20 protein-coding genes and 1 tRNA gene are annotated in these 21,290 nt (G+C 57.3%); 13 read left to right on the plus strand and 8 right to left on the minus strand.

What is annotated here, in order from left to right; translation table 11 throughout:
- Positions 1-312: 312 nt before the first annotated feature.
- From IE087_RS18395 to IE087_RS18410, 4 genes are all read left to right on the plus strand, one after another.
- Positions 313-1,602 (plus strand): tetratricopeptide repeat protein, encoded by a 1,290-nt coding sequence (locus IE087_RS18395; protein ID WP_189370853.1) that lies wholly within the window; start codon positions 313-315, stop codon positions 1,600-1,602.
- A gap of 315 nt (positions 1,603-1,917) precedes the next feature.
- Positions 1,918-2,757, plus strand: coding sequence for an HTD2 family dehydratase (locus IE087_RS18400; RefSeq protein WP_189370854.1), 840 nt, complete (start codon positions 1,918-1,920; stop codon positions 2,755-2,757).
- Positions 2,754-3,992, plus strand: a complete 1,239-nt coding sequence (locus tag IE087_RS18405; RefSeq protein WP_229801456.1) for a CoA transferase — start codon at positions 2,754-2,756, stop codon at positions 3,990-3,992. Before IE087_RS18400 ends, IE087_RS18405 begins: the two co-directional genes overlap by 4 nt.
- A 49-nt stretch (positions 3,993-4,041) precedes the next feature.
- Positions 4,042-4,117 (plus strand) — tRNA-Trp (locus tag IE087_RS18410).
- A gap of 185 nt (positions 4,118-4,302) precedes the next feature.
- On the opposite strand, the gene IE087_RS18415 is transcribed toward IE087_RS18410, so the two are convergent.
- From IE087_RS18415 to IE087_RS18435, 5 genes are all read right to left on the minus strand, one after another.
- Positions 4,303-5,304 (minus strand): ABC transporter ATP-binding protein, encoded by a 1,002-nt coding sequence (locus IE087_RS18415; RefSeq protein ID WP_189370855.1) that lies wholly within the window; start codon positions 5,302-5,304, stop codon positions 4,303-4,305.
- Positions 5,304-6,251, minus strand: a complete 948-nt coding sequence (locus tag IE087_RS18420) for an ABC transporter ATP-binding protein (protein ID WP_189370856.1) — start codon at positions 6,249-6,251, stop codon at positions 5,304-5,306. The genes IE087_RS18415 and IE087_RS18420 overlap by 1 nt, the downstream gene beginning before the upstream one ends.
- A 39-nt stretch (positions 6,252-6,290) precedes the next feature.
- Entirely contained in the window at positions 6,291-7,259 is a 969-nt protein-coding gene (locus tag IE087_RS18425; RefSeq protein ID WP_229801457.1) for an ABC transporter permease, read from the minus strand.
- A complete protein-coding gene (locus tag IE087_RS18430) occupies positions 7,223-8,155 on the minus strand; it encodes an ABC transporter permease subunit (RefSeq protein WP_189370857.1) in 933 nt (310 codons plus the stop codon). Before IE087_RS18430 ends, IE087_RS18425 begins: the two co-directional genes overlap by 37 nt.
- 81 nt (positions 8,156-8,236) lie before the next feature.
- Positions 8,237-9,853, minus strand: a complete 1,617-nt coding sequence (locus tag IE087_RS18435) for a peptide ABC transporter substrate-binding protein (protein WP_189370858.1) — start codon at positions 9,851-9,853, stop codon at positions 8,237-8,239.
- Between the two features lie 723 nt (positions 9,854-10,576).
- Here IE087_RS18435 and IE087_RS18440 point away from each other — a divergent pair.
- The 7 genes from IE087_RS18440 (at position 10,577) to IE087_RS18470 (ending at position 17,555) form a co-directional block, all read left to right on the plus strand.
- On the plus strand, positions 10,577-10,942 hold the full coding sequence (locus IE087_RS18440) for a hypothetical protein (protein ID WP_189370859.1): 366 nt from the start codon (positions 10,577-10,579) through the stop codon (positions 10,940-10,942).
- Between the two features lie 26 nt (positions 10,943-10,968).
- Positions 10,969-11,367, plus strand: a complete 399-nt coding sequence (gene makC, locus IE087_RS18445) for an alpha-pore-forming tripartite toxin MakABE regulator (RefSeq protein WP_189370860.1) — start codon at positions 10,969-10,971, stop codon at positions 11,365-11,367.
- Between the two features lie 74 nt (positions 11,368-11,441).
- Complete coding sequence (makC, locus tag IE087_RS18450) at positions 11,442-11,843, plus strand: alpha-pore-forming tripartite toxin MakABE regulator (RefSeq protein ID WP_189370861.1); 402 nt, start codon at positions 11,442-11,444, stop codon at positions 11,841-11,843.
- A 390-nt stretch (positions 11,844-12,233) separates the two neighbouring features.
- A complete protein-coding gene (locus IE087_RS18455; protein ID WP_189370862.1) occupies positions 12,234-13,949 on the plus strand; it encodes an SLC13 family permease in 1,716 nt (571 codons plus the stop codon).
- A 62-nt stretch (positions 13,950-14,011) separates the two neighbouring features.
- A complete protein-coding gene (locus IE087_RS18460; protein ID WP_189370863.1) occupies positions 14,012-15,190 on the plus strand; it encodes a glycerate kinase family protein in 1,179 nt (392 codons plus the stop codon).
- Between the two features lie 229 nt (positions 15,191-15,419).
- Positions 15,420-16,337: a lipid A-modifier LpxR family protein gene (locus tag IE087_RS18465; RefSeq protein ID WP_189370864.1), complete on the plus strand. Its 918-nt coding sequence runs from the start codon at positions 15,420-15,422 to the stop codon at positions 16,335-16,337.
- 153 nt (positions 16,338-16,490) lie between these two features.
- On the plus strand, positions 16,491-17,555 hold the full coding sequence (locus IE087_RS18470; protein WP_189370865.1) for a Hint domain-containing protein: 1,065 nt from the start codon (positions 16,491-16,493) through the stop codon (positions 17,553-17,555).
- Between the two features lie 90 nt (positions 17,556-17,645).
- On the opposite strand, the gene IE087_RS18475 is transcribed toward IE087_RS18470, so the two are convergent.
- The 3 genes from IE087_RS18475 to IE087_RS18485 form a co-directional block, all read right to left on the minus strand.
- Positions 17,646-18,569, minus strand: a complete 924-nt coding sequence (locus tag IE087_RS18475) for a sterol desaturase family protein (protein ID WP_189370866.1) — start codon at positions 18,567-18,569, stop codon at positions 17,646-17,648.
- Positions 18,559-18,969, minus strand: a complete 411-nt coding sequence (locus tag IE087_RS18480; RefSeq protein ID WP_189370867.1) for a hypothetical protein — start codon at positions 18,967-18,969, stop codon at positions 18,559-18,561. Before IE087_RS18480 ends, IE087_RS18475 begins: the two co-directional genes overlap by 11 nt.
- Before the next feature lie 162 nt (positions 18,970-19,131).
- The gene (locus IE087_RS18485) at positions 19,132-19,698 is read right to left on the minus strand and encodes a TlpA disulfide reductase family protein (protein ID WP_189370868.1); all 567 of its coding nucleotides are present in this window, start codon (positions 19,696-19,698) and stop codon (positions 19,132-19,134) included.
- Between the two features lie 25 nt (positions 19,699-19,723).
- Here IE087_RS18485 and argH point away from each other — a divergent pair, with 25 nt between their 5' ends.
- Together argH and IE087_RS18495 are read left to right on the plus strand one after the other, a co-directional pair.
- On the plus strand, positions 19,724-21,115 hold the full coding sequence (gene argH, locus IE087_RS18490; protein WP_189370869.1) for an argininosuccinate lyase: 1,392 nt from the start codon (positions 19,724-19,726) through the stop codon (positions 21,113-21,115).
- Entirely contained in the window at positions 21,112-21,288 is a 177-nt protein-coding gene (locus IE087_RS18495; RefSeq protein ID WP_189370870.1) for a hypothetical protein, read from the plus strand. Before argH ends, IE087_RS18495 begins: the two co-directional genes overlap by 4 nt.
- Positions 21,289-21,290: the final 2 nt, after the last annotated feature.

Genomic DNA, 21,290 nt, shown 5'->3' on the forward strand with positions numbered 1-21,290 from the left:
CGATCCGCGAAGGCGGCCGCACCGTCGGCGCAGGCGTCGTCTCCAAAATCACCGAGTAAGAGGTCGCGCACGGCGCGACCTGTGGGCGGCACCTGTGACAGTGCCTTTGCGTAGCAAAGGTCACGAGGGCAGGGCCGCACCACCACGGTCGCAGCAAAGGACCAGCCGTAAGGCGGAACTAACGCACGCCTGACAGAATACTCATGAAAGGCCACGCAACTTGCGTGGCCTTTTTCGTTGCTCTGGCCGGTTGCCTTGCTAGGCTGCACAAAACCGGAGCGTGTATCTTTGAAACACCTGTTATTGTGCACCGTGGCGACGCTGTTGCTGTCCCAATCGGCGCTTTCGCGGCCGATCCTTTCTGACAGTCAAAAAAGCTATGCCGCTGTGTGTCTTGACGAAAGTGAACCTCCTGATCGGTTGATCGCGATTTGCGAGACGGCGTTGGTTGGGATTAGGGAAACCACCCGGGACACGCGCAACTTACAAGTGTCACTGGCACGGGCGTATGACAACGCGGGTCAGCACAAACGAGCCAGACAGGTGGCTGAAGACGTTTTGGCGCAGGACCCCGACCATCAAGGTGCGCTCAATGTGCTTGGTTGGGCAGAATGGGCCTTGTCCGACTACGCGGCGGCGACAGACGCGTTCCAAAGGGCGCTGGACAGCGGTGCGTCTGCGGAGTCCTTTGCCGGCCTCGCCTCATCCGGTCGCTACATGGGCGACATGGAGGAAGAGGAATACCTGACCCTCATCGACACGGCGCTTGCGATCTCTCCTGACTATGTCTGGGCCTATCGCGAAAAGGCATGGTTCTATATTGACACCCAGCGCCCGGCCGATGCGGAGCGCATCCTCGAACGGGCGCTGCAATACGATGAAGAGGACCCGTGGACCCTTTATGCGCTTGGGGTCGCCTTCTACGATCAGGGGGCGTCTGGTGCAGCGAATGCTCGGCTGAACCGTGCGATCGACACCGGGTACGCACCGACATCAGCCTATCTTTACCGCGCCAAAGCCAATTTGGATCTGGAAAACTACCGCCGTGTACTCATTGACGCGGAACGCGTGGTGCAGGATTGGCCCGAGAGCTCAGAGGGATACGTCTGGAAGGCGCGTGCGTTGTCGGCGCTTGGGTTGCGACCCGCAGGGCAAACAGTGTTGCGGGATTTTCTGGCCAAGAACCACGATGATTTTGCGGCGTACTGGTTGGCTGATCTACTGTACTACGGCGGGGAGGAGGCGGAAGCCATGCGCGTCATGGCCAGCGTTTTCGACAAGGGAAGCCCAGATTATTACAGCCATGAATTCATGGCCATGATGCAGTTGGAAGCCGGAGAGTTTGCCGCCGCGCGGACCCATATCGACGCTGCCTTGGCCCATGATCCGGCAGCTGCGTTTCCGGTCTTTTACACCTCACTGATCTATGTCCGCGAGGGGCGGTTCGACGAGGCCGAAGATGTGTTTCTGAATGCGCTGCGCGGTGGCCTGCCGCGTCACCGCATCAGCTACTTCATCGGTGCCTTGACTGAACAGGGCGAATTGGAACGCGCGGTTGCTTTTCGGACCCGCGCAAACAAGGTTTCAGCTTTGACCGAATGACCTTTCTGGGTCTTTGACCAGCGGTCTCGCTGGGCATGGAAAGAGATTCGAAGAACTCGTTCGTCTGAAACTCTGCACCTGCGACACGAGTCACAAAGTTACGATTTTGTCCCTCCTGAAGAACAATTCGCAATTTTTTGTCAGTTTCGCTGCACTTGCAAACTCGGTTAGAAAGCCATTGTTTTTCAACGCCTGCGGGCATGCTGCGGACGCAGAAAACGATGTTCGGTATACGACGGTATTCACGTAAGTAATTAAAATATATTGATTTTTTATGACTTCTGGTCACGTTCATAGGCAGAGAGGGAGGACATCATGGACCAAGTGAATCTGGATGCGTGGGTTGGAAAAACCGTATCGGACGTGGGTGGGATAGATGTTGCTACTGCTGCCCGAATTCACGCGACGATCGGGCGATCGGATGAAACCGCGCCGCGTGATGGAACGCTGCTTCCTCCTCTCTGGCACTGGAGCGCATTTGGGCCCACGGCACATCTTGAGCATCTTCGGGCTGACGGTCATCCCGAACCTGGCGTTCTGCTTCCACCCATGGGTTTGCCGCGTCGGATGTGGGCGGGGGGAGCGCTTAGTTTTCATTCGCCCCTGCAGGTTGGTGACACGTTGAGACGCCATACGTCGGTCCGGTCCGTAGACTCCAAGGCAACAGGCGCTGGCCCGATGGCCTTGGTCACGCTTGATCACAAGATTTACGGCCCACAAGGGCTCGCTATCGAAGAACGGCAAGATATTGTCTACCTGCCCGTGCCGGACCGCTTCACGCCGCCCAAGGCGCGGGCAATGCCGGCAGACACAGCCGAAACGTCGGACATGACACCCACCCTCCTGTTCCGCTACTCGGCGGTGACGTTCAACGCGCACCGCATCCACTATGACCTTGATTATGCACAGCAGGTTGAAAAGTATCCCGGTCTTGTGGTGCAGGGTCCCTTGCAAGCCGCTCTGCTGATCCGCCACGCCGTTGAGACAAAAAAGCGACTGCCCTGTTACTTCGATTTCCGTGCCGTACACCCCTTGTTTTCTGGAACACAGCTTGAGATTTGCTCAACAGAAGAAGACGGCGTTTTGTCACTCTACACGGGTCAGAACGGCCATCAGGGTATGTGCGCCACAGCCATGTGGGAGGACACACAATGACCATCCTTTCGGGAATGCGTGTGGTCGAGCATTCTGCTTTCGTGGCCGTCCCACTCGCGGGTATGACCCTGGCTCAGATGGGAGCAGAGGTCATCCGCGTGGACCGCATCGGTGGCGGTCTTGATGCTGACCGCTGGCCACTCGCACCGTCGGGGCAAAGCCTGTTCTGGGCCGGTCTCAACAAAGGAAAGAAATCCATTGCTGTTGATACGCGGCGTCCAAGTGGTCGTGAACTGGTACAGCAGCTGGCTGCGGCTCCCGGCGATGATGCCGGGCTGTTTCTGACTAATTTGCCGGCGCGTGGTTGGCTTGATTACAGCACACTGTGCGACCTCAGAGATGACATGATAACGGTTACGCTTGCCGGAGATCGGCACGGGAAACCCCAAGTGGACTATACGGTGAACCCGGCACTTGGCATTCCATACATGACAGGCCCGGTTGGATCGCACGACCCTGTGGGACACGCGTTGCCCGCATGGGATCTAGTCGCTGGCAACATGTGTGTTTCTTCCTTGCTTGCCGCAGAACGATGTCGTTTGCGCGGGGGTGGCGGGCAAGATGTTGCGCTGGCTCTCAAGGACGTGGCTGCAGCGACAGTTGGCCATTTGGGCATGATTGGTGAGGCTGTTTTGAACCCTTGTGACAGGATCAAGGCTGGTAACTCACTTTATGGGGCATACGGACAGGACTTTCTCTGTGCAGATGGCCGACGGATCATGGTCATCGGACTGACTGATCGCCAATGGGACGGCCTGGTCAAAGCAACTCAGTCCCAAGATGCCATCACTGCCATGGAACGCCGCTATGGTGTTTCATTACAGGATGAGGGCGAGAGATGGCGCCGCCGGAATGAAATAACCGATGTACTGCGCCCTTGGTTTGCCGCGCGCCGTGTGGTTGATTTCCGCGCTGATTTTGATCGGGCAGGATTGACGTGGTCCGAATTCCGAACAGTTCGCGAAGCCTTGGCGGAAGATCCAGATCTTGGACCGGAAAACCCGATGTTCGACATGGTGACACAACCGGGTGTTGGACGCTTTCCTGTCCCTAAACATCCCGCCACTTTCACGGCAACAGACCGGCCTGCAGCAGTGGTTGCGCCGACGCTGGGCGCACATACCGAAGAAGTGTTGGGTGATGTGGCTCGTCTGTCCGACACCGAAATTGCCCAGCTCTTTGATGCAGGTATTGTCCAGTCCAGCAGCTATCGAACTTCCCGCACGGCGGCCTGATTTCACTCTTGCAAACCGAAGGCGCGCCGCGTAATTCAATCCAGCGTGCAGGGGTATAGCTCAGCTGGTAGAGCGACGGTCTCCAAAACCGTAGGTCGCGGGTTCGAACCCTGCTGCCCCTGCCAAGTCTCAAGATGCAATTCATACTGGATCGCTAGGCAAGAATTGGGTTTGCCTGTTTTGCAATGATCGCCTGCCTCATTCGGGGCGATGACATGAGTATTTTTTTGAGCCCTGTTTGCAAGTACCACCCGTCACTCCAAACCACAGATATGATCACTAGCGCAGCCTGTCCTGTATGCTCCGCAGCTCAATGATGTTCCAACGACGCGTCTAGTTCTTCAGGTGTGTCTTCCAAAAGAAAGCATGCGGCCTCGTGCCCGTCGCGGTGTAACATTGGCGGTTTTGCGTTTGCGCATTTCGTCATGGCGTGCGGACATCGTGAAGCAAAAAGACAGCCCGGGGGTAACTCCATTGGGCTTGGCAAATCACCTTCCAGCATTTGCGGCGCAATCCGGACGGTCGGGTCGGGTATGGGCACTGCGGACAACAGGGCCTGAGCGTAGGGGTGCTTTGGGGCACGGACAAGATCGGCGGCGGGCGCACGCTCCATCTGCGCGCCCATGTACATGACCAATACCTCGTCCGAGATATGGCGGACAACGCCAAGATCGTGCGCTACAAAAACGAGCGCCAGGCCCATCTCACGCTGCAGTTCCTTGAGAAGGTTTACCACTTGCGCCTGTACGGAAACATCCAACGCCGACACCGGCTCATCACACAGCAGTACCTTGGGTTCGGCGACCAACGAGCGGGCGATGCCGATCCGCTGGCATTGCCCACCCGAGAACTCATGCGGGAAACGGTTTGCCTGTGCGGGCGGGATACCCACCCGTTCAAGCATCGCCAACGCAGCTGCCTTGCGTTTGTCGATATGCATTTCCGGCCGGAAAAAGGACAGGGGTTCGGTTACGATCTCGCGGATCGTCATTCGCGGGTTGAGGGACGCAATTGGATCCTGAAAGATCATCTGCATCGTTGCCCGCAACCGTTGCATCGATGCACGGTTATCGTATTGGACACGCTCACCATCCAGGGTGACGGTGCCTGAGGCCAACGGGGTGAGCCCCGCAACCGATCGGATCAGTGTGGATTTCCCACAGCCTGATTCACCGACGATACCAATGGTCTGGCCCGGTTCCAGGTCAAAGGAAACCCCATTGACTGCATGGACCACCCCCGCAGGTGACCACGGCCATTTTTTGGTTTGGGCCACGCGGAATTCAACATGAGCGTTCTGAACCGCGAGCATCAAGTCAATTCCTCGATAGGGCGCAGACAGGCCCGGCCGTCGCGCAGTTGGGGCAGAGTTTCGCGGCAAGTATCAACGGCGTCCGTACAGCGCGGCGCGAAAGGACAGGCTTGCGGAAAGCGGTGCTGGTTTGGTGGGCTGCCGGGAATGGCGATCAGTGTGTCCGAAGGGTCTTCGATATTCGGGACAGCACGCAATAGGCCACGCGTGTAGGGATGCGAGGGCCGGTCGAACAGGGTGTCGGTTCTCGCAGTCTCCATGATCCGCCCACCATACAGGACGAGCACGTCTTCGCAGAACCCGGCAACTACGCCAAGGTCGTGCGTGATCAATACGACAGAAGTTCCCAAGTCGCTTTGGACATCTTGCAGCAACTGCATGATCTGGGCTTGCACCGTCACATCGAGTGCGGTTGTCGGTTCATCTGCAAGGATCAGGCTAGGCCTGCACATCAGCGCCATTGCGATGACAATCCGTTGGCGCATTCCTCCGGAGAACTCGTGCGGATAGGCCCGCAACCGAGTTTTCGCATCGGGGATACGAACCGCATCCATCACCTCTAGTGCACGCGCGCGTGCATCGCGACGAGACATTCCTTCGTGGTGCTCCACAATCTCGGTCAACTGCCGTTCAATCGTCATGTAGGGATTCAAGGATGACATGGGGTCCTGGAAAATAATACCGATTTCCTGCGCACGGATCCGGTTCATCTCGCGGGGGGAGGCGGCCAGCAGGTCTTGCCCGTTCCAAAGGATACGCCCGTCGACCTCAGCGTTCTTGGCCAGCAGCCCCATGACGGCAAGGGCGATCTGCGACTTGCCAGAGCCGCTTTCACCGACAACCGCCATGCGGCTGCTGGTGTCCACGGAGAAGGATACGTCGTTGACCGCGTGCACCATACCATCACCGGTGCGGAAGCGGATGTGCAGGTTTTCGACACTCAGCATGATCTGCCTCGGGTTTCTGTGTTGCTCAATTGGTTCATCTCACCGCTCCTTCGGGTCGAGCGCATCCCGCAATCCGTCGCCGATGTAGAAAAGCGAGACTTGGGCCAACACGAAAACTGCCGCCGGGAATCCCAACTGCCACAAGGTTCCGAACGTCATGGTGCTGGCTCCTTCCGACAAGAGCGCCCCAAGCGAGGTGTTGGGTTCCTGAATACCAACACCAAGGAACGACACCAGGCTCTCCATCATGATCACTTCCGGAATGACCAGCGACGTATAGATTACGACAACCCAAAGCACATTGGGTGCAAGATGACGGAAGATGATGGCAAAATCTGACATCCCCAGCATCCGGGCGGCGTCCACAAATTCGCGGTTCTTCAGCATCATCACCTGCCCGCGCACGAGCAGCAGACCGGCAGTCCAGTTCACGAGAATGATCACGAGGATCATCTGGCTCATGGAACGGCCAAAGAAGGCCTGCCATACAACGAAGAATATGATGTACGGGATGGCCAGCCAGATGGTGTACGCGCCCAGAACGGTGCGATCAAAGCGACCGCCATAGTAGCCTGCCAAAGCACCCAGCGTGGCGCCCAAGAGCACCGAAACCGGGCCAGCGATAAAGCCCACCAGCAAAGAGGTACGCGTGCCCTGAACAACGCGTGCATAAAGGTCGCGCCCCAGTTCATCGACGCCAAACCAATGCCCGTTTTCCAATGATGGACCGCCATCTTCCTTGATGCGGCCAAGGACGTTCCAGTCGATCTCCTCAAAGGACCAGCGGGAGAACAAGTTGCCGACGATGGCAAACAGGATCAGAACGCTGAGCATTCCCACTGAGAAAACCGCCATACGGTTGCGCAGAAAGCGACGCCCAGCATCCGCCCAGAACGAGCGGGAAGCGACCATTTCCCCGGCGCGTTCATCAGCGAACGCAGCAGAATTGAGGCGACGTTTGACGGCACCGATCATGACAGGCCTGCCCGCACTTTCGGGTCGATCCATGCATAAAGCAGGTCAACCGCCAGTGTCAGCGCAAAGGTGAGAACGGCGTAAAGGATGGCGAGGCCCAGCAGGATCGAATAGTCGCGGCTGTAGGCACCGTCGATAAAGTCCTGCCCTATGCCACCGGTGGAAAAGAACACGTCGACGAAAACCGATCCGGTGATCATGTAGACAAAGACAGGCCCCATATAGGTCAGGGTTGGCAGCAATGCGGGTTTAAGCGCGTGGCGCAGAATGATTGTGCGTTCGGGCAGGCCCTTGGCCCGCGCCGTGCGGATATAGGGCGAACCCAGAACCTCAAGCATTGAGCCGCGTGTCAGGCGTGCGACCGATGCCATGTAGGATGTACCAAGCGCTATTGCTGGCATCACAATGTATTGCCATTGCCCGCCGTTCCAGCCGCCGCCGGGTAACAGACCCCAAGAGAGGGTGAAAAGAAGTACCAGCAGTGGCGCCAGCACGAAGTTCGGAAAGATCTGGGAAAAGATGGCGAGGCCCGTCATCGTATAGTCCCAGAACCCGTTGTGTCGAAGGGCCGCGATGATCCCGAGCGGTACGCCCAGCATAAGTACAAAGACGGCCGACCAGAACCCGTAGGTCAATGTCACCGGAAAACCCTGCGCAATGACATCGTTCACCGTTCGGTCTTTTTGCGCAAAGGACGGGCCGAAGTCGAAGCAGCAGATGATGTTCTTGATATAGGTCCAAAGCTGGACATAAAGCGGTTCGTCCATGCCATAGCGTTCAAGCACATTGGCCATGACAGCGGGGGGCAGGGGGCGTTCCGAGGTGAAGGGTCCACCCGGCGCGAGGCGCATCAGGTAGAACGCGAAGATCACGAGGATCAACAACGTCGGGATCACCATCAAAAGACGGCGAAGGGTATAGTTGAGCATTGTGGGCTCCGAGATTCCGGCGGGGGGGATGCCCCGCGGTTACGCCCCGGCGCGAGGCCGGAGCGTAAAGTTACGGTCACATCAGTCGGCGATGCGGTACAGATCCTTGGCGTACCAATTCTGCTCGACGTTATTGATCGGCCACCCCTGGATGCTCTCGGACAGCATGATGTTGGTTGAGTAATGGTAGATCGGGATAACGGGCATCTCGGCGGCCACAATCTGCTCTACCTCGGTATAGAGCGGTTGAGGATCGTTCGAGGACTTGGCTTCCGCCATCAATTCGTCAACACGAGCGTTGGAGAACTTGGCGTCGTTGTAGCCTGACTCGGTGGTCAGGAGGTCAAGGAACGTGGATGCCTCGTTGTAGTCACCGCACCATGCGCCACGCGCCATATCGTAGTTTTGGGCACCGCGTGTTTCGAGGAAAACCTTCCACTCCTGGTTTTCGAGCGTGACGTCCACGCCCAGTTTCTGTTTCCACATTTGGGTGGCAACAATGGCGACCTGCTGGTGGGCTTCGGATGTGTTATAGAGGTAAGTGAAGCTCAGAGGTTCACCGCCTTCCCCATAGCCCGCTTCGGTAAGCAGTTCTTTGGCTTTCGCGTCGCGCTCAGCCTGTGTCATGCTCGCCATTTCGATGTCTGGCGTCTCGAACCCAGCCGTTGCGGCAGGCGTGAAGGAGAAAGCGGGGAATTGGCCACCCTGCAAAACGCGATCCACGATAATTTCGCGATCTACAGCCAATGCCAAAGCCTGACGTACGCGCACGTCTTTGAAGGCTTCGGGGCCAGAGGCAAGGTTGAAGTTGAAATAGTAGTTACACAGACGTGGCAGGGCGAATGCCTCGTTTGGAAACTCTTGGGACAGCGCAGGGTATTGGCCTGCAGGAATGTCCGTCATGTCGACTTCGCCAGCGCGCCACCGGGTCAGCCCCTGTGCTTCGTCGCCAATCACATACGTGGTGACCGTATCCAGAACAGTGTTTTCGTTGTCCCAGTACATCTCATTCCGTGACCGGACAGAGCGTTCCTTGGGGACGTGGGCCGTCAGGACGTAAGCTCCGTTGCTGACCATGTTCTCTGGTCGGGTCCATTGCGCCCCGTGTTCCTCAATCGCCCATTTGGGGGCGGGGAATGTGGTGGCGTGCGTGACCATCTTGGTGAAGTAAGGCAGCGGTTCGGACAGTTTGACGACCAGAGTTGTATCGTCAGGTGCTGAAACACCCAGCGCAGTTGGCTCCATTTCACCCGCGATGATGGACGCGCCGTTTTCGATCGCCATCAGTTCCATGTACCAGGCATATGGCGAGGCCAGTTCCGGGTCGACCGCGCGCTGCCATGCATAAACGAAGTCACCCGCAGTCACGGGCGTACCGTCAGACCACTTGGCATTGTCGCGCAGATTGAACGTGTATGTCAGGTTGTCATCAGATGCCTCGTGGTTCAGCGCAACCCCGGGCACGATGTTGCCGTCGGCATCTTGGTTGTACAGACCTTCGAACAAATCCCGAACGACGTTGGATCCATCCACATCTTCGACCACCTGCGGGTCAAACGAGGAAAACTCGTCAAGTGTCCGGTATGTGAAGGTCTGTTCGTCTGCCAGTGTCACTCCTTCGGGGACGTCGGCAGCAAAAGCAGGGGTTGTAAGAAAGGTTGTTGCTAAGGCTGCAAAAAGAAACGGACGGCGCTTCATAGGGGGCTCCTCTGTTTATTATCATATGAGTTGTGTTGGCACTGTGACTTACGTGCGCCAAAGACCAAAGTAGTGTCGAGCAGAATTGACGTCAGGATACGCGATGGTCGGCGAACTTCCGCCATTCGCCAAAGTTTGGCGAAAAAACAGTGGGTTGCGTTTCATTCTGAGCAAGAACAGAAGCGCGACGAACAATCAACTGCTGCTGTACGAAACATTACAAGAGTTTCCAAAGACCGTCGACGTGTCACAACGTCTTTCGTTTCGACCCGCACTTTGTTCGGTGCCTGCGCCTTTGATTCGTTCAACAATCGGTTTTCATCCGTGGCGGGAAAGTACATTGTGGCCGCTCGGTGGGGGGGGCGAATAATTCGACCCGTGTTTGGTGGCACTGCACCACATACTTGCAACCTTTTACCACCCAAACGGAGCATAGCCTAGGCTCAAACTCTAATACATTTGTGCTGCGGGACCGGGGCGCGCCGCAGTGAAATCAGGTGAACCTAACTGGAGTTTACGTGCGGCGCGGTAAGCGAAGGCGCAAGTACTTATTACGCATAACTTGGTCATCAAAAAGTACGCCTTCGCCCACTGCCGCAGAGGCGACACCAGCGGTAAGACCAGCGCAGCAAGGGAAGTATCAAACTTCGCGCACCACGCGGTTTTCGGCTCGCTGTGTCTGCCTTTTCGCAACTTGCATGAAGCGCCTCACGAAACGTCTCCATGCACTACTGGACTATGCTGTTAAAGATTCCCCAGGTCCTGAAATCTTTCCGAAATAAATCCGAAACCGGCTTTGGACGGTGCCCCAATCCCTTCCCGTCGAATGGTGATGAATGTGGTGCACTGCGTGTTTTGGTTGGGAGGCGTTTAGTGCCTATTTGCCTGATCGCCGCCTTAGTCCAAGGCCGCATCTCGCCTGTGAGTATTGGTGTGACCCAGCCTTTGGGCTGGAGCATACAAGATCCGCCTCAAGTCGATTTCGCGATGATTTCGCGATTGTTTCAGGTAAAAAATCTACCTTTGCGGGAAGTTGGTTTCAGTGGAGTGCTCCTCCACGCAATCACTCTTCAGCGACGAAAACGCTGAAATTTATGACAAAAAGGAGAATCGTAATGGCCACCGTAGACGTTCTGATCGCTGTAGATGTTGAGGGCGCCCTGAGCAGCGGCAACCTAGGCGCGAACACGTACATGGTTGATACCAACAAATACATGGGGTCCGGCAATGAGGGCACCGATGAGCTGAAAACAACGCTTAACATTGGAGACACGATCGTCTGGACAGTCGCGCCGATCGATCCCGGCACCTCGGCAGAAATACACAGCTTCTCGGGCACTGCTGTATCCGACAAGTACATCAACCCGGTTCAGGACCCGCTTGCACCGACATCCTGGGAATCGAAATTCCAACCGCCCGGCGGAACATCAGCCGGGACATCTTACCAGTACACGATGACCTTATCCTTCGAGGGCAAGAACATGACGTTTGACCCGTTCTTGGTCGTCGCATGACGAATGAACGCTCGCCCGATCGTTCCACTCTCGGCCGAGCAATATCAACAATTGCACACCACAGGAGAAGACACATGTCCACAGTAGACGTACTTATGATGGTTGATGTCGAAGGCGCCCTTGCCAGCGGCAATCTGAGCGAAAACATTTATCTTGTCGACACGAATGGTTACTTGGGTTCGTACAACGAAGGTCAGGACGAACTCAGCACCAAGCTGCACAATGGCGACACCATTGTCTGGTCTGTCGCACCGATCGATCCTGGTACAAACGCCACAATTTCAAGCTTTTCAGGTCAGGCCGTGACCGACAAATACATCAGTCCTGTGCCGGATCCGTTGTCAGCGGGGGTCTGGGAATCCAAATTCCAACCGCCAGGCGGATCTACCGGTGAGTCGTTCCAGTATAATGCGACGCTCCAGTTTGATGATGATAAGAAGCTGACGTTTGATCCGTTCCTGATTAATCTCGGTTAACCGAGCATAATCCATGCAAGTCCCCGATCCTGCCGGGGGCTTGCTTGCGCCCCACTACCGACCAATCGGCAACGTGACCGCGCATTGCCGAAAATGCAGTTTCCAACTTTCGTGACGCTTTTACTTTGAGGATGCGCGCCTTCAAGCGCTTCATCCATTGGCCGCGACTTGTCAGCCAAAGCTCATCACGATCGAGTGCATTGGTGAAAAGCCGTCTCCGGGGGCTTGCCAGCAGATGTCCACGAGTCAGCGCATCCCAGTGGCTGTCACAAAACGTTCATAAAACTGAAGGGCTCTCATTCATCGCCCTGTAAGTACCGGCAATGAGCCGCGTCGTTACTCCTTTGGTCAACAAACCGCGAAAGCGCCGACCGACGAAAGGCACAGACGATGACGATGACCGCAGACCATGAAACATTTGGCACAGCAAACTCTGTTCTGGCTCATGGGCTGAAAACGGTTCTGCTGCCGGCCGTTTCTGCTGCAGTTCTTGGCGCGACGATCTGGTTCCAAGCCACCACTCTCTCCCCTGATGCCCGGATCGTTCTCATCGTCATTGTCTGTGCGATGATCGGTTGGGTTGCGACCCGGTTGCCGGACAGTCTGGTTGCTCTGATCGCGGCCCTGGCCCTCGTGGTCTTGGGGGCGCAACCGCCCGAGGCTTTGACCGATACACTTGGGTCACAGATCGTGTGGCTCTTGCTCGCAGCCTTTGTCATCGCCGCCGTGGTCAAGGAAGCGGGGCTGGTGGAGCGCCTCGTGGCACCACTGACGCGAACTGCACCACGGGTTTTACCCTTTTTCCTCGGAACGGGCTTGGCTATTTCGGCCACCGCGTTTCTCTTGCCCAGTACGTCAGGGCGCGCTGCACTCTTGCTGCCGGTGTTTCTCGGTCTTCTGTCGGCCTTGCCGGATCACCGGCTTGTCAAACCTTTGGCTTTGCTGTTTCCGACAGCGATACTGCTGTCTGCGGGCGGGTCCTTAATTGGTGCCGGAGCGCATCTGGTCGCGGTTCAGGCGATTGACGCAACCGGTGGGCCAAAGATTGGCTATCTTGACTGGCTGCGCATTGGCGCACCGCTTGCCGGAGTATCGGTTGTTCTGGCCACTGTCCTGATCTTTGCGATCTTCGTTCCACGGGATTTACAACACGCTCGTATCGCGCCTTCGGCCAAAAGCGGATCCCTTACCCCGGTACAGCGGCGCATCTTGATTGTGCTGGCTGGGCTTGTCGCCTTTTGGATCGCCAAACCCGTGCACGGTTTGGACGAATCCATAGTCGCGTTGTGCGGGGCGGTCTTGCTTTTGTTGCCTCCATTTTGCGCACGCAAGCCCAAGGAAGTCTTTCGCTCAGTCGATACGGAGTTGGTGCTGTACATGGCGGCGACGCTGATGCTGTCGGTCGCTGTGCTGGACACGGGCGCGGATCAATGGCTGGCGGCAGGGGCCATGAAGCTTTTGCCACCAGAACTGGCCACCCATACCGGTTCTGTCGTGATCTTCATGTCGATTATTGCGGTGATTTCGCACCTGGCCATCACATCACGTTCGGCCCGTGCAGCTATTCTGGTTCCGGCCTTGGCTTTGCCGGTAGCTGGTTTGGGGCATGACGCGACGCTGACCATCCTGATTGCCGTAATGGGCACAGGGTTTTGCCAGACGCTGATGGCAAGTGCCAAGCCTGTGGCCATCTTCGGAATGCACGAGTCGGCCGGGTTCACTCAAAAAGACCTGTTCAAACTCGCCCTGCCGCTCGCGCCTATCAAGGTCACGCTGCTTGTCGCCTTCGCGCTTTGGGTATGGCCGGATCAACTGGTCAAGCTCGATCCCGTGCAACCACAATCGCCGACCTTCGCGGCCCCCAGCCCGTCTCTTCCGAGCGGCCAGATGCATGTTGCAATCGAGGCACCCACAGCGCCCTCCATCAGCCAGCGCCCCACGCTGCGGCCGGAACGCGAGACGGCCATTGTTCGAGGTGACACAAGTGGGGCGCGCTCGACACTCAACCGGGCCGCGCAACGATCGCCGATCATCGCGCAGGCCCGCAATGATCTGCGCGTCGCACACAGGCAGATCAAACGGGATCTCTCCCGCCTGTTCCGTTGATCCGCGTCCGGCCGATACTCCCAACCCTCCCTCCCACCTCTCAGACAAAAGGAACCAGACCCATGACCATGACTGTTCTTGTTGCGCCATCCGGCTTTAAGGAATCCCTCTCTGTCAACGCCGTCACCAAATCAATTTCCAAGGGGATCCTGCGGGCCATGCCCGAGGCCCGCATTCTGCAGGCCCCAATGGTTGATGGCGGCGAAGGCACAACCGAAGCATTGGTACGCGCCACGGGTGGCGCGATCATCCCGGCGTGTGTTACTGGGCCTGTCGGCGAACCGGTCGACAGCTTTTATGGCATTCTGGGTGGCCGCGGACCGCGCACTGCGGTGATTGAGATGGCCGCGGCAGCGGGTCTGTCACTGGTACCGCAGGATTGCCGCAACCCGATGCTGACCACGTCATATGGTGTTGGCGAACTGATCCTGCACGCGTTGGATACTGGCGTAGAGAAAATCCTGATCGGCTGCGGTGACAGCGGGATTAACGATGGCGGCGCAGGCCTTGCCCAAGCTCTCGGTGCGCGGCTTCTTGACGAAGAAGGGGCCGAGATCGGGCGTGGCGGAGGCGAACTGATGTGGCTGCACCGGATTGACATGTCGGGCCTCGACCGGCGGCTCAGATCGGTTCGTATCGACGTCGCTGTGAACTGGCACAACATGTTGCTGGGGCCGAAAGGTGTCGCCCGGGTCTTTGGCCCGCAGAAAGGCGCCACACCGACACAGGTGGACTATCTCGAGTCCGCTCTGGAGCGCTGGGCGACCTTTATTCGAGCCGAAACCGGCCTAGATGTTGGTACCGCACAAGGGGCAGGTGCGTCTGGTGGTCTGGGCGCCGGTCTGATGGCATTTGCGGGTGCCACACTGCATCCACGCTTTGATATCATGATGCAGTATCTCGACTTTGATAGACTGCTGGATCAGGCCGATCTTGTTATCACGGCAGAAGGCAGCCTGGACGGTCAAAGTCCCTATGGCAAAGTGCCCTGTGAAGTAGCTCGACGTGCTGCAGAACGAGACATTCAGACTGTAGCGCTTGCGGGCACCATCGGCAAAGGCGTGGATCAGACGTTTTCTCACGGCATTTCTGCCTTTGCGTCCATCCTCAAACGGCCCTGCACACTCGAAGAAGCAATCCGTGACGGTGACCGTCTGCTGCGCCGCGCGGCGGAGGATGCAATGCGTATGATGTGCGTCGGCTTGCGCATGTCGCGAAAGAAACGGGTCGCACATGCCTAACCTTGATGCTGGCGGGCGATCGTCCGCCAGCTTCGACGCTTGCGCGTGAGGGGTATTCTTTGTCTTCTAGCTTTGGACTGATTGCGCGACGCGCGGACAATTCAGGCACAAGTAAGGCATGATCCCAGTCCAAGTTTCTACAACTGTGGCGGATCGGCACTAGGCAAATCAGAACCCGCTAGGCTAACACTGATCAGGCCCGGGGGGGCACGCTTGTCGAGGCATCTTAATGCTCAAATTGTTGACCGCTGCACTTTGTGCGACGCTCTGTTTCTCCGGCCACGCGGACGCACAAGATCGGAAACGGCTGGGTTACGGCCGCCTGATCACCAACGACTTTTTTGGCGATGGCGAAGACCGTTGGCGCACTGGTGGGTTCCAGTCCTCGCGTGTTTGGGGTCCGGCTTGGGATGGTACAGCGCCAACTGGGTTCGGCCAGTTGTTGGAACTTCGGCTGTCCGCTGAAATCCTTGCCCCCGATGACATCCGCACACCCGAACCAGGGGATCGCCCCTATGCCGGTGCGTTGTCAGCGGGGCTGCATACGCATTTCACACGGGGCCCGATGGAGTATTCCGTGGGCGGTGACATTGTGTTTCTTGGCCCGCAGACCCGGCTCGATGAACTTCAGGATGCATTTCACGATGCCTTCAACATTGCTACGCCATCTGATGCGGTGCGTGATGCGCAGGTTGGCAATGAGGTTCTGCCCAACATGGTTTTTGAGGCCGGGCGTAGCTTTGCCATTGGGCAGGCCATGTCTGTGCGTCCCTTTGTGGAAGCGCGGGCTGGAGTTGAGACCCTTGTCAGGGCCGGTGTGGATTTCACCTATGGCGGTTTTGGGCAGGGCGAGTTGTTGGTACGCGACGGCGCTACTGGACAACGCTACGACGCGGTCCAGTCGGATTGGACCGGATTCAGTTTTGTGCTGGGGGCTGACCTTGCGCGGGTGACAGACAGTGAATTCCTGCCGGCCAGCAGTGGGGTCAGTCCAGAAGACACGCGAGAGAGGTTGCGCGCCGGAGTAATGTGGCGCAGCGAAACGGGTGTATCAGGCTTTTACGGAGTGACCTATCTGGGTGAAGAGTTCGAGGGGCAGGACGAGGGCCAGATCGTGGGCGCTATCCGCTGGCGCGTGCCTTTCTAGCATGTGTTGAGACGGAATTTGTGGGCGGATCGCTGACGTTACGTGACCTTTCGCATGCAACACACTGTAATCTTATAAAAATCCAGTCTTCACAGACGCGAATCACTTTGCTAACGTGCTTGCAATAAAAAAAGTAAGGCAGGCATACAGGCAATGGAAACGGGCTTTCGTGGCACGTTTGTCATCTCCTGGTCGCAAACGGAAGTGGACGGTCTCGAGGCCGCACCTTTGCCGTCGCTGGCGGTGGGTGCAGCATGGGCTTGGCGTGGGGACGCCGTGCGTGTGGATGGTCCGCAGGATGTATTGCGCCTGGACAGGGCGAACGGAGAAGATGTGATCCGCCGCAGGGCAGCGCGGATGGTGCACCGACTTGTCGGGGCAGCCATCGGCAACTCTCCTTTGACATCCGAACCGGAAGAGTCAGAGCCGCTGATGACAGACAGCAGCTTTGTCGTGACGGACGGGGCAAAAAGTTACACGGTGACGGTGATCGAAGTCGGGCGCGGTGCACCGCCATTGCTAATGTTCCTTGATGATATTCCACCGCGGAAAACCGATTTGTGGGTTGTGCATCATACCATCAACACTGCCTATGGTGATCCGACCCCGGATGGGGCCGGTGGTGTGATCTGTTTTACACCCGGCACTTGGATCGACACACCCGATGGACCGCGTCTAATCGAAGATTTGCGCGAAGGGGACAAGGTTCAGACCCAAGACAATGGCCCGCAGGAAATTCTGTGGACCGGAAGCCGACATATGACCGGAGCGCGGCTCTTTGCTATCCCGCGATTGCGCCCAATCCGCATTGCAACAGGTGCGCTTGGGGTGGAGCGACCTGATCAGGAATTGCTGGTGTCACCGGAACACCGGATGCTGATCAAGGGTGACGTGGCCAAGGACTTGTTCAACACGCCGGAGGTGCTGGTGGCGGCCAAGGACTTGGTCAATGGGTCAACAATCACGGTTGACCTTAAGGCCAGGAAGGTAACCTATGTTCACCTGCTGCTTCCCAAGCACGAGGTCTTGCGAGCCAACGGCGTTGAGACAGAAAGTTTCCATCCGGCCAATACAGCTCTGTCGATGCTGAGTGAGGAAGATCGCGCGCGACTGGTAGCAGGTATGCCGAACCTAGAACGCGATCCTCATACCTACGGGAGCTACGCCCGTCGCAATCTGAGTACTAGTGAAGCCGCGATTTTGCACCACGCTGCGTAGTTCGATAGACGCTGCGCGACGACATTGTTCAGTGGGCTTTGCCCCCGCCCTTCGGGCTCCCCCATCATATTTCTGGTCAGAAGACGTTGCCTAACTGAACCCTGGTGTGCCCTTGTCATGGGGCGCGCGCGCCAGGTGTTTCGTTTTGATTGTCGCAGAGGTGTCGCGGGATCCATCGTGACTCCAGCCTGGTGGTGCAATGGCATAGAGGATGCGCTGCCTTAGCGTCAGACCGCGCTGCGTGACGTCTTTCCAGATGCCAACCCACTCGTGAAACGCTACCCGGATCGGGTTGAATGTGCCGATGTTCTGGACCAGTCCATAGTCCGGTTTTTCGCTTTCCAGTTCTGGAACAAATGTTCCGAACAGTTTGTCCCAAACGATAAAGACACCCGCGTAGTTCGCATCCAGATATCGTGCGTTGCGTCCGTGATGTACACGGTGGTGACTGGGTGTGTTCATGACCGCTTCGACCCAGCGCGGCATCTTCCCGATAGCTTCCGTGTGAATCCAGAATTGGTAGATCAGGTTCAACCCGCCGACGAACAGTACCATGGCCGGGTGAAAACCAAGTAAGATCAAGGGCGCGCGGACCACCATCATGAAGGTGAATGTTCCGGTCCATGTCTGCCGCAGCGCAGTGGTCAGGTTGTAGTGTTGGCTGGAATGGTGGTTCACATGGCTGGCCCAGACCCAACGGATACGATGCCCAAAGCGGTGAACCCAATAGTAGCGCAAATCATCAAGGATGAAGCAGATCAACACAACCCAGATGCTGCTGCCAAGATCGAGCGGGGTGATCGCCCAGAGCCACATGAAGAACCCCCAGGCGATGAAACCTAGCAGAATGCCTGACGCGACACTGCCAGCCCCCATGATCAGCGATGTGACGGCATCACGCGTTTCGTAGCGCCCTCCGCGATGCTTGATCACGATCCAAGCCAGTTCAATAGCTATGGCGGCTATGAAGAATGGCACAGCAAGCTGCACCACGTCCGGGTATTCAAGGTCCATGGAACTTCCTCAGATAGGACAGCCACAAATGTCGTTCGCTGTCCTGTAGCTGTATTGTGATCCATGGGGCTGAGGGGTCGTCAAAGGTAAAGGTCACTCCGGACCGGGTTTCACGCCAAGATGATGTACCCAAGCGGCGGGCACTGGTATCCGTGCCCATCGTCCAAACAAGCCCATATCCTTGGTCCGATCGAAGTAGGCCGCGACTGGCGTCCAAGCTGACTAGGACATCGATGCTGTCTTCATCATCGAACGTGTCATCCGGATAGTGCCGCAACCATTCGGAGCGCACGGTATTCAAATCGAGGGCTTTGGTTTTGGACAGACCAAGAAAGTGCAGCGCGAGAGCAACACCTGCAATACCACCAACCACCAATATCAACAGGATGTGCAATGGCACGGCCTGATCCTCCCTATGGCACATTTCAGGAGAGGTAGGACGCAATCGTCAAGCTTGGCGTCGCGTCAGGTCAGAGCGGCGAAAAGAAGTGTGCCAACCTGTGGATCACCCCAAGGCTTTGGTACTGTTTGATTAAACGCGGTTCTGCGCAGCGTGCGGCGATTAGCTGTTTTCTGACCCGATAAGCGTCCTGATAATAGCCTTGGCACTGTCAGAGGACCAATCCGCGTCACCGCGCAGGCGGGCGATCTCGCGCCCCTTGGGGTCAATCAGAACAGTGATGGGCAAGCCAAAGACGCCCATTTGCGCAGCCAATTTCTGCTTTGGGTCCTGGTGGCGAGGCAGGTTGGTTGCGTTGATCTCTTCCAGGAATTTCACGATGGCGGCCGGGTTGTTGCGGCCTGTGGCGATCGTCACAACTTCGAAGTCGTCGCCGCCGAATTCCGCTTGGAGTTCAGAGAGCATTGGCATCTCGTGTCGGCAAGGTGCGCACCAGGTGGCCCAAAAATTCACAAGAATGTGCTTGCCATCGTAGTCAGCCAGAGACCCTTGGCCTGCGCCGTCGGCGAGATCAAAGGATTGTCTTGATACCGCTTCGGGCGTCCCATGGAAGATCAGCTTTTTCATGTCGCCGTCACGCAATGCTGCAGCGGCGTCCGTGTCGGCAAGCGCGGGAATTGCACCAAGGCTCAGGGCCATGTAGAGGGCTGCGACAACAGTTTTTTTCATGTCTCTTCCTTAGGTGGGCGACCAGATGACCGACAAATCCGCGAATGCAATGTGGGGAGGCCGTTTTGCGGCAGGGCCAGATGCGATCATGGAGGCAATCAATGCCTCGATCGGATTTGACCAGCGCATGGCGTCCCAGGACATCGCGGGTTCGCGCGCCCATGCCGCCATGTTGGGCGCCACCGGCATTCTGAGTGATAAGGATGTGGAGGCGATACGGGAAGGGCTGCTCACGGTCTTGTCAGAAATTGACGCAGGCACGTTCCAGTTTTCGACGGCATTGGAAGACATCCACATGAATGTGGAGGCGCGATTGAAAGAGGTGATCGGAGAGCCAGCGGGGCGTTTGCACACTGGCCGCAGTCGGAACGACCAGGTGGCGACCGATTTCAAACTATGGGTGCGGGATCAGTTTGATGCCGCTGAGGGAGCGTTATTGTCGTTGATCGCCGCACTTCTGGATCAGGCAGAGGCTGGCGCGGATTGGGTCATGCCCGGCTTCACCCATCTGCAGACGGCGCAGCCTGTCACATGGGGCCATCATATGATGGCTTATGTCGAGATGTTTGGTCGCGATCTGTCCCGTGTTCGTGACGCGCGGGCGCGGATGAATGAAAGCCCGCTGGGGGCTGCCGCTCTTGCAGGGACGTCCTTTCCCATTGATCGGCAGATGACGGCAGAAGCGTTGGGGTTTGACCGGCCTGCCGCCAACTCTCTGGACGCGGTGAGCGACCGCGATTTTGCGTTGGAATTCTTGAGTGTGGCCAGCATTTGTGCTGTACATCTGTCCCGCTTTGCCGAGGAATTGGTAATATGGTCTTCAGCCCAGTTCCGGTTTGTTACCTTGTCCGACCGGTTTTCGACCGGGTCGTCCATTATGCCGCAAAAGAAAAACCCTGATGCGGCAGAGCTAATCCGGGCCAAGGTCGGTCGTATCTTTGGGGCCAACACGGCACTGATGATGGTGATGAAAGGCCTGCCGCTCGCCTATTCGAAAGACATGCAGGAAGACAAGGAACAAGTCTTTGATGCCGCTGACAATTGGATGCTGGCGCTGGCGGCCATGGATGGGATGGTGCGCGATATGACCGCAAACCGCGACAGCCTCGCTGTGGCGGCAGGCTCCGGATTTTCTACCGCAACGGATTTGGCGGACTGGTTGGTACGTGTGCTGGGTCTGCCTTTCCGCGATGCGCACCACATCACGGGCAGCCTTGTAGCACTGGCCGAAGCAGAGGGATGCGACCTGCCCGATTTGACGCTTGATCAGATGAAAACCGCGCATGAAAGCATCACTGACGATCTTTTCAATGTTTTGACCGTGGAAAATTCCGTCGCATCGCGTACAAGTTACGGAGGTACTGCGCCGGTTCAGGTCCTTGCGCAGGTTGCTCGATGGAGAGAGGTGATCGCATGATCCGCATACTTTGTATCTTGTCGTTGCTGACCGTCGCAGCCTGCGGAGCGGATGGTGAGCCCGTTCAACCACACGCTGGTGTTAATATCGGTGTAGGGGCAGGCGGCGTGCATGCGGGTGGTACCGTGGGGGTCAGCCGTGGCCCCTTGTCCGTCGGTGTGAGCCTCTTCTGATC

Origin of the sequence: Tateyamaria omphalii (assembly GCF_014651375.1) — a bacterium.
In the GTDB taxonomy this organism is placed as follows: Bacteria; Pseudomonadota; Alphaproteobacteria; order Rhodobacterales; family Rhodobacteraceae; genus Tateyamaria; species Tateyamaria omphalii.

Excerpts from the sequence above, each read along its gene's own strand:
- IE087_RS18400 (WP_189370854.1), top strand. The coding sequence starts at position 1,918 with ATGGACCAAGTGAATCTGGATGCGTGGGTTGGAAAAACCGTATCGGAC.
- IE087_RS18405 (WP_229801456.1), top strand. The coding sequence starts at position 2,754 with ATGACCATCCTTTCGGGAATGCGTGTGGTCGAGCATTCTGCTTTCGTG.
- IE087_RS18415 (WP_189370855.1), bottom strand. The coding sequence starts at position 5,304 with ATGCTCGCGGTTCAGAACGCTCATGTTGAATTCCGCGTGGCCCAAACC.
- IE087_RS18420 (WP_189370856.1), bottom strand. The coding sequence starts at position 6,251 with ATGCTGAGTGTCGAAAACCTGCACATCCGCTTCCGCACCGGTGATGGT.
- IE087_RS18425 (WP_229801457.1), bottom strand. The coding sequence starts at position 7,259 with ATGGATCGACCCGAAAGTGCGGGCAGGCCTGTCATGATCGGTGCCGTC.
- IE087_RS18430 (WP_189370857.1), bottom strand. The coding sequence starts at position 8,155 with ATGCTCAACTATACCCTTCGCCGTCTTTTGATGGTGATCCCGACGTTG.
- IE087_RS18435 (WP_189370858.1), bottom strand. The coding sequence starts at position 9,853 with ATGAAGCGCCGTCCGTTTCTTTTTGCAGCCTTAGCAACAACCTTTCTT.
- IE087_RS18440 (WP_189370859.1), top strand. The coding sequence starts at position 10,577 with ATGCACTACTGGACTATGCTGTTAAAGATTCCCCAGGTCCTGAAATCT.
- makC (WP_189370860.1), top strand. The coding sequence starts at position 10,969 with ATGGCCACCGTAGACGTTCTGATCGCTGTAGATGTTGAGGGCGCCCTG.
- makC (WP_189370861.1), top strand. The coding sequence starts at position 11,442 with ATGTCCACAGTAGACGTACTTATGATGGTTGATGTCGAAGGCGCCCTT.
- IE087_RS18455 (WP_189370862.1), top strand. The coding sequence starts at position 12,234 with ATGACGATGACCGCAGACCATGAAACATTTGGCACAGCAAACTCTGTT.
- IE087_RS18460 (WP_189370863.1), top strand. The coding sequence starts at position 14,012 with ATGACCATGACTGTTCTTGTTGCGCCATCCGGCTTTAAGGAATCCCTC.
- IE087_RS18465 (WP_189370864.1), top strand. The coding sequence starts at position 15,420 with ATGCTCAAATTGTTGACCGCTGCACTTTGTGCGACGCTCTGTTTCTCC.
- IE087_RS18470 (WP_189370865.1), top strand. The coding sequence starts at position 16,491 with ATGGAAACGGGCTTTCGTGGCACGTTTGTCATCTCCTGGTCGCAAACG.
- IE087_RS18475 (WP_189370866.1), bottom strand. The coding sequence starts at position 18,569 with ATGGACCTTGAATACCCGGACGTGGTGCAGCTTGCTGTGCCATTCTTC.
- IE087_RS18485 (WP_189370868.1), bottom strand. The coding sequence starts at position 19,698 with ATGAAAAAAACTGTTGTCGCAGCCCTCTACATGGCCCTGAGCCTTGGT.
- argH (WP_189370869.1), top strand. The coding sequence starts at position 19,724 with ATGACCGACAAATCCGCGAATGCAATGTGGGGAGGCCGTTTTGCGGCA.
- IE087_RS18495 (WP_189370870.1), top strand. The coding sequence starts at position 21,112 with ATGATCCGCATACTTTGTATCTTGTCGTTGCTGACCGTCGCAGCCTGC.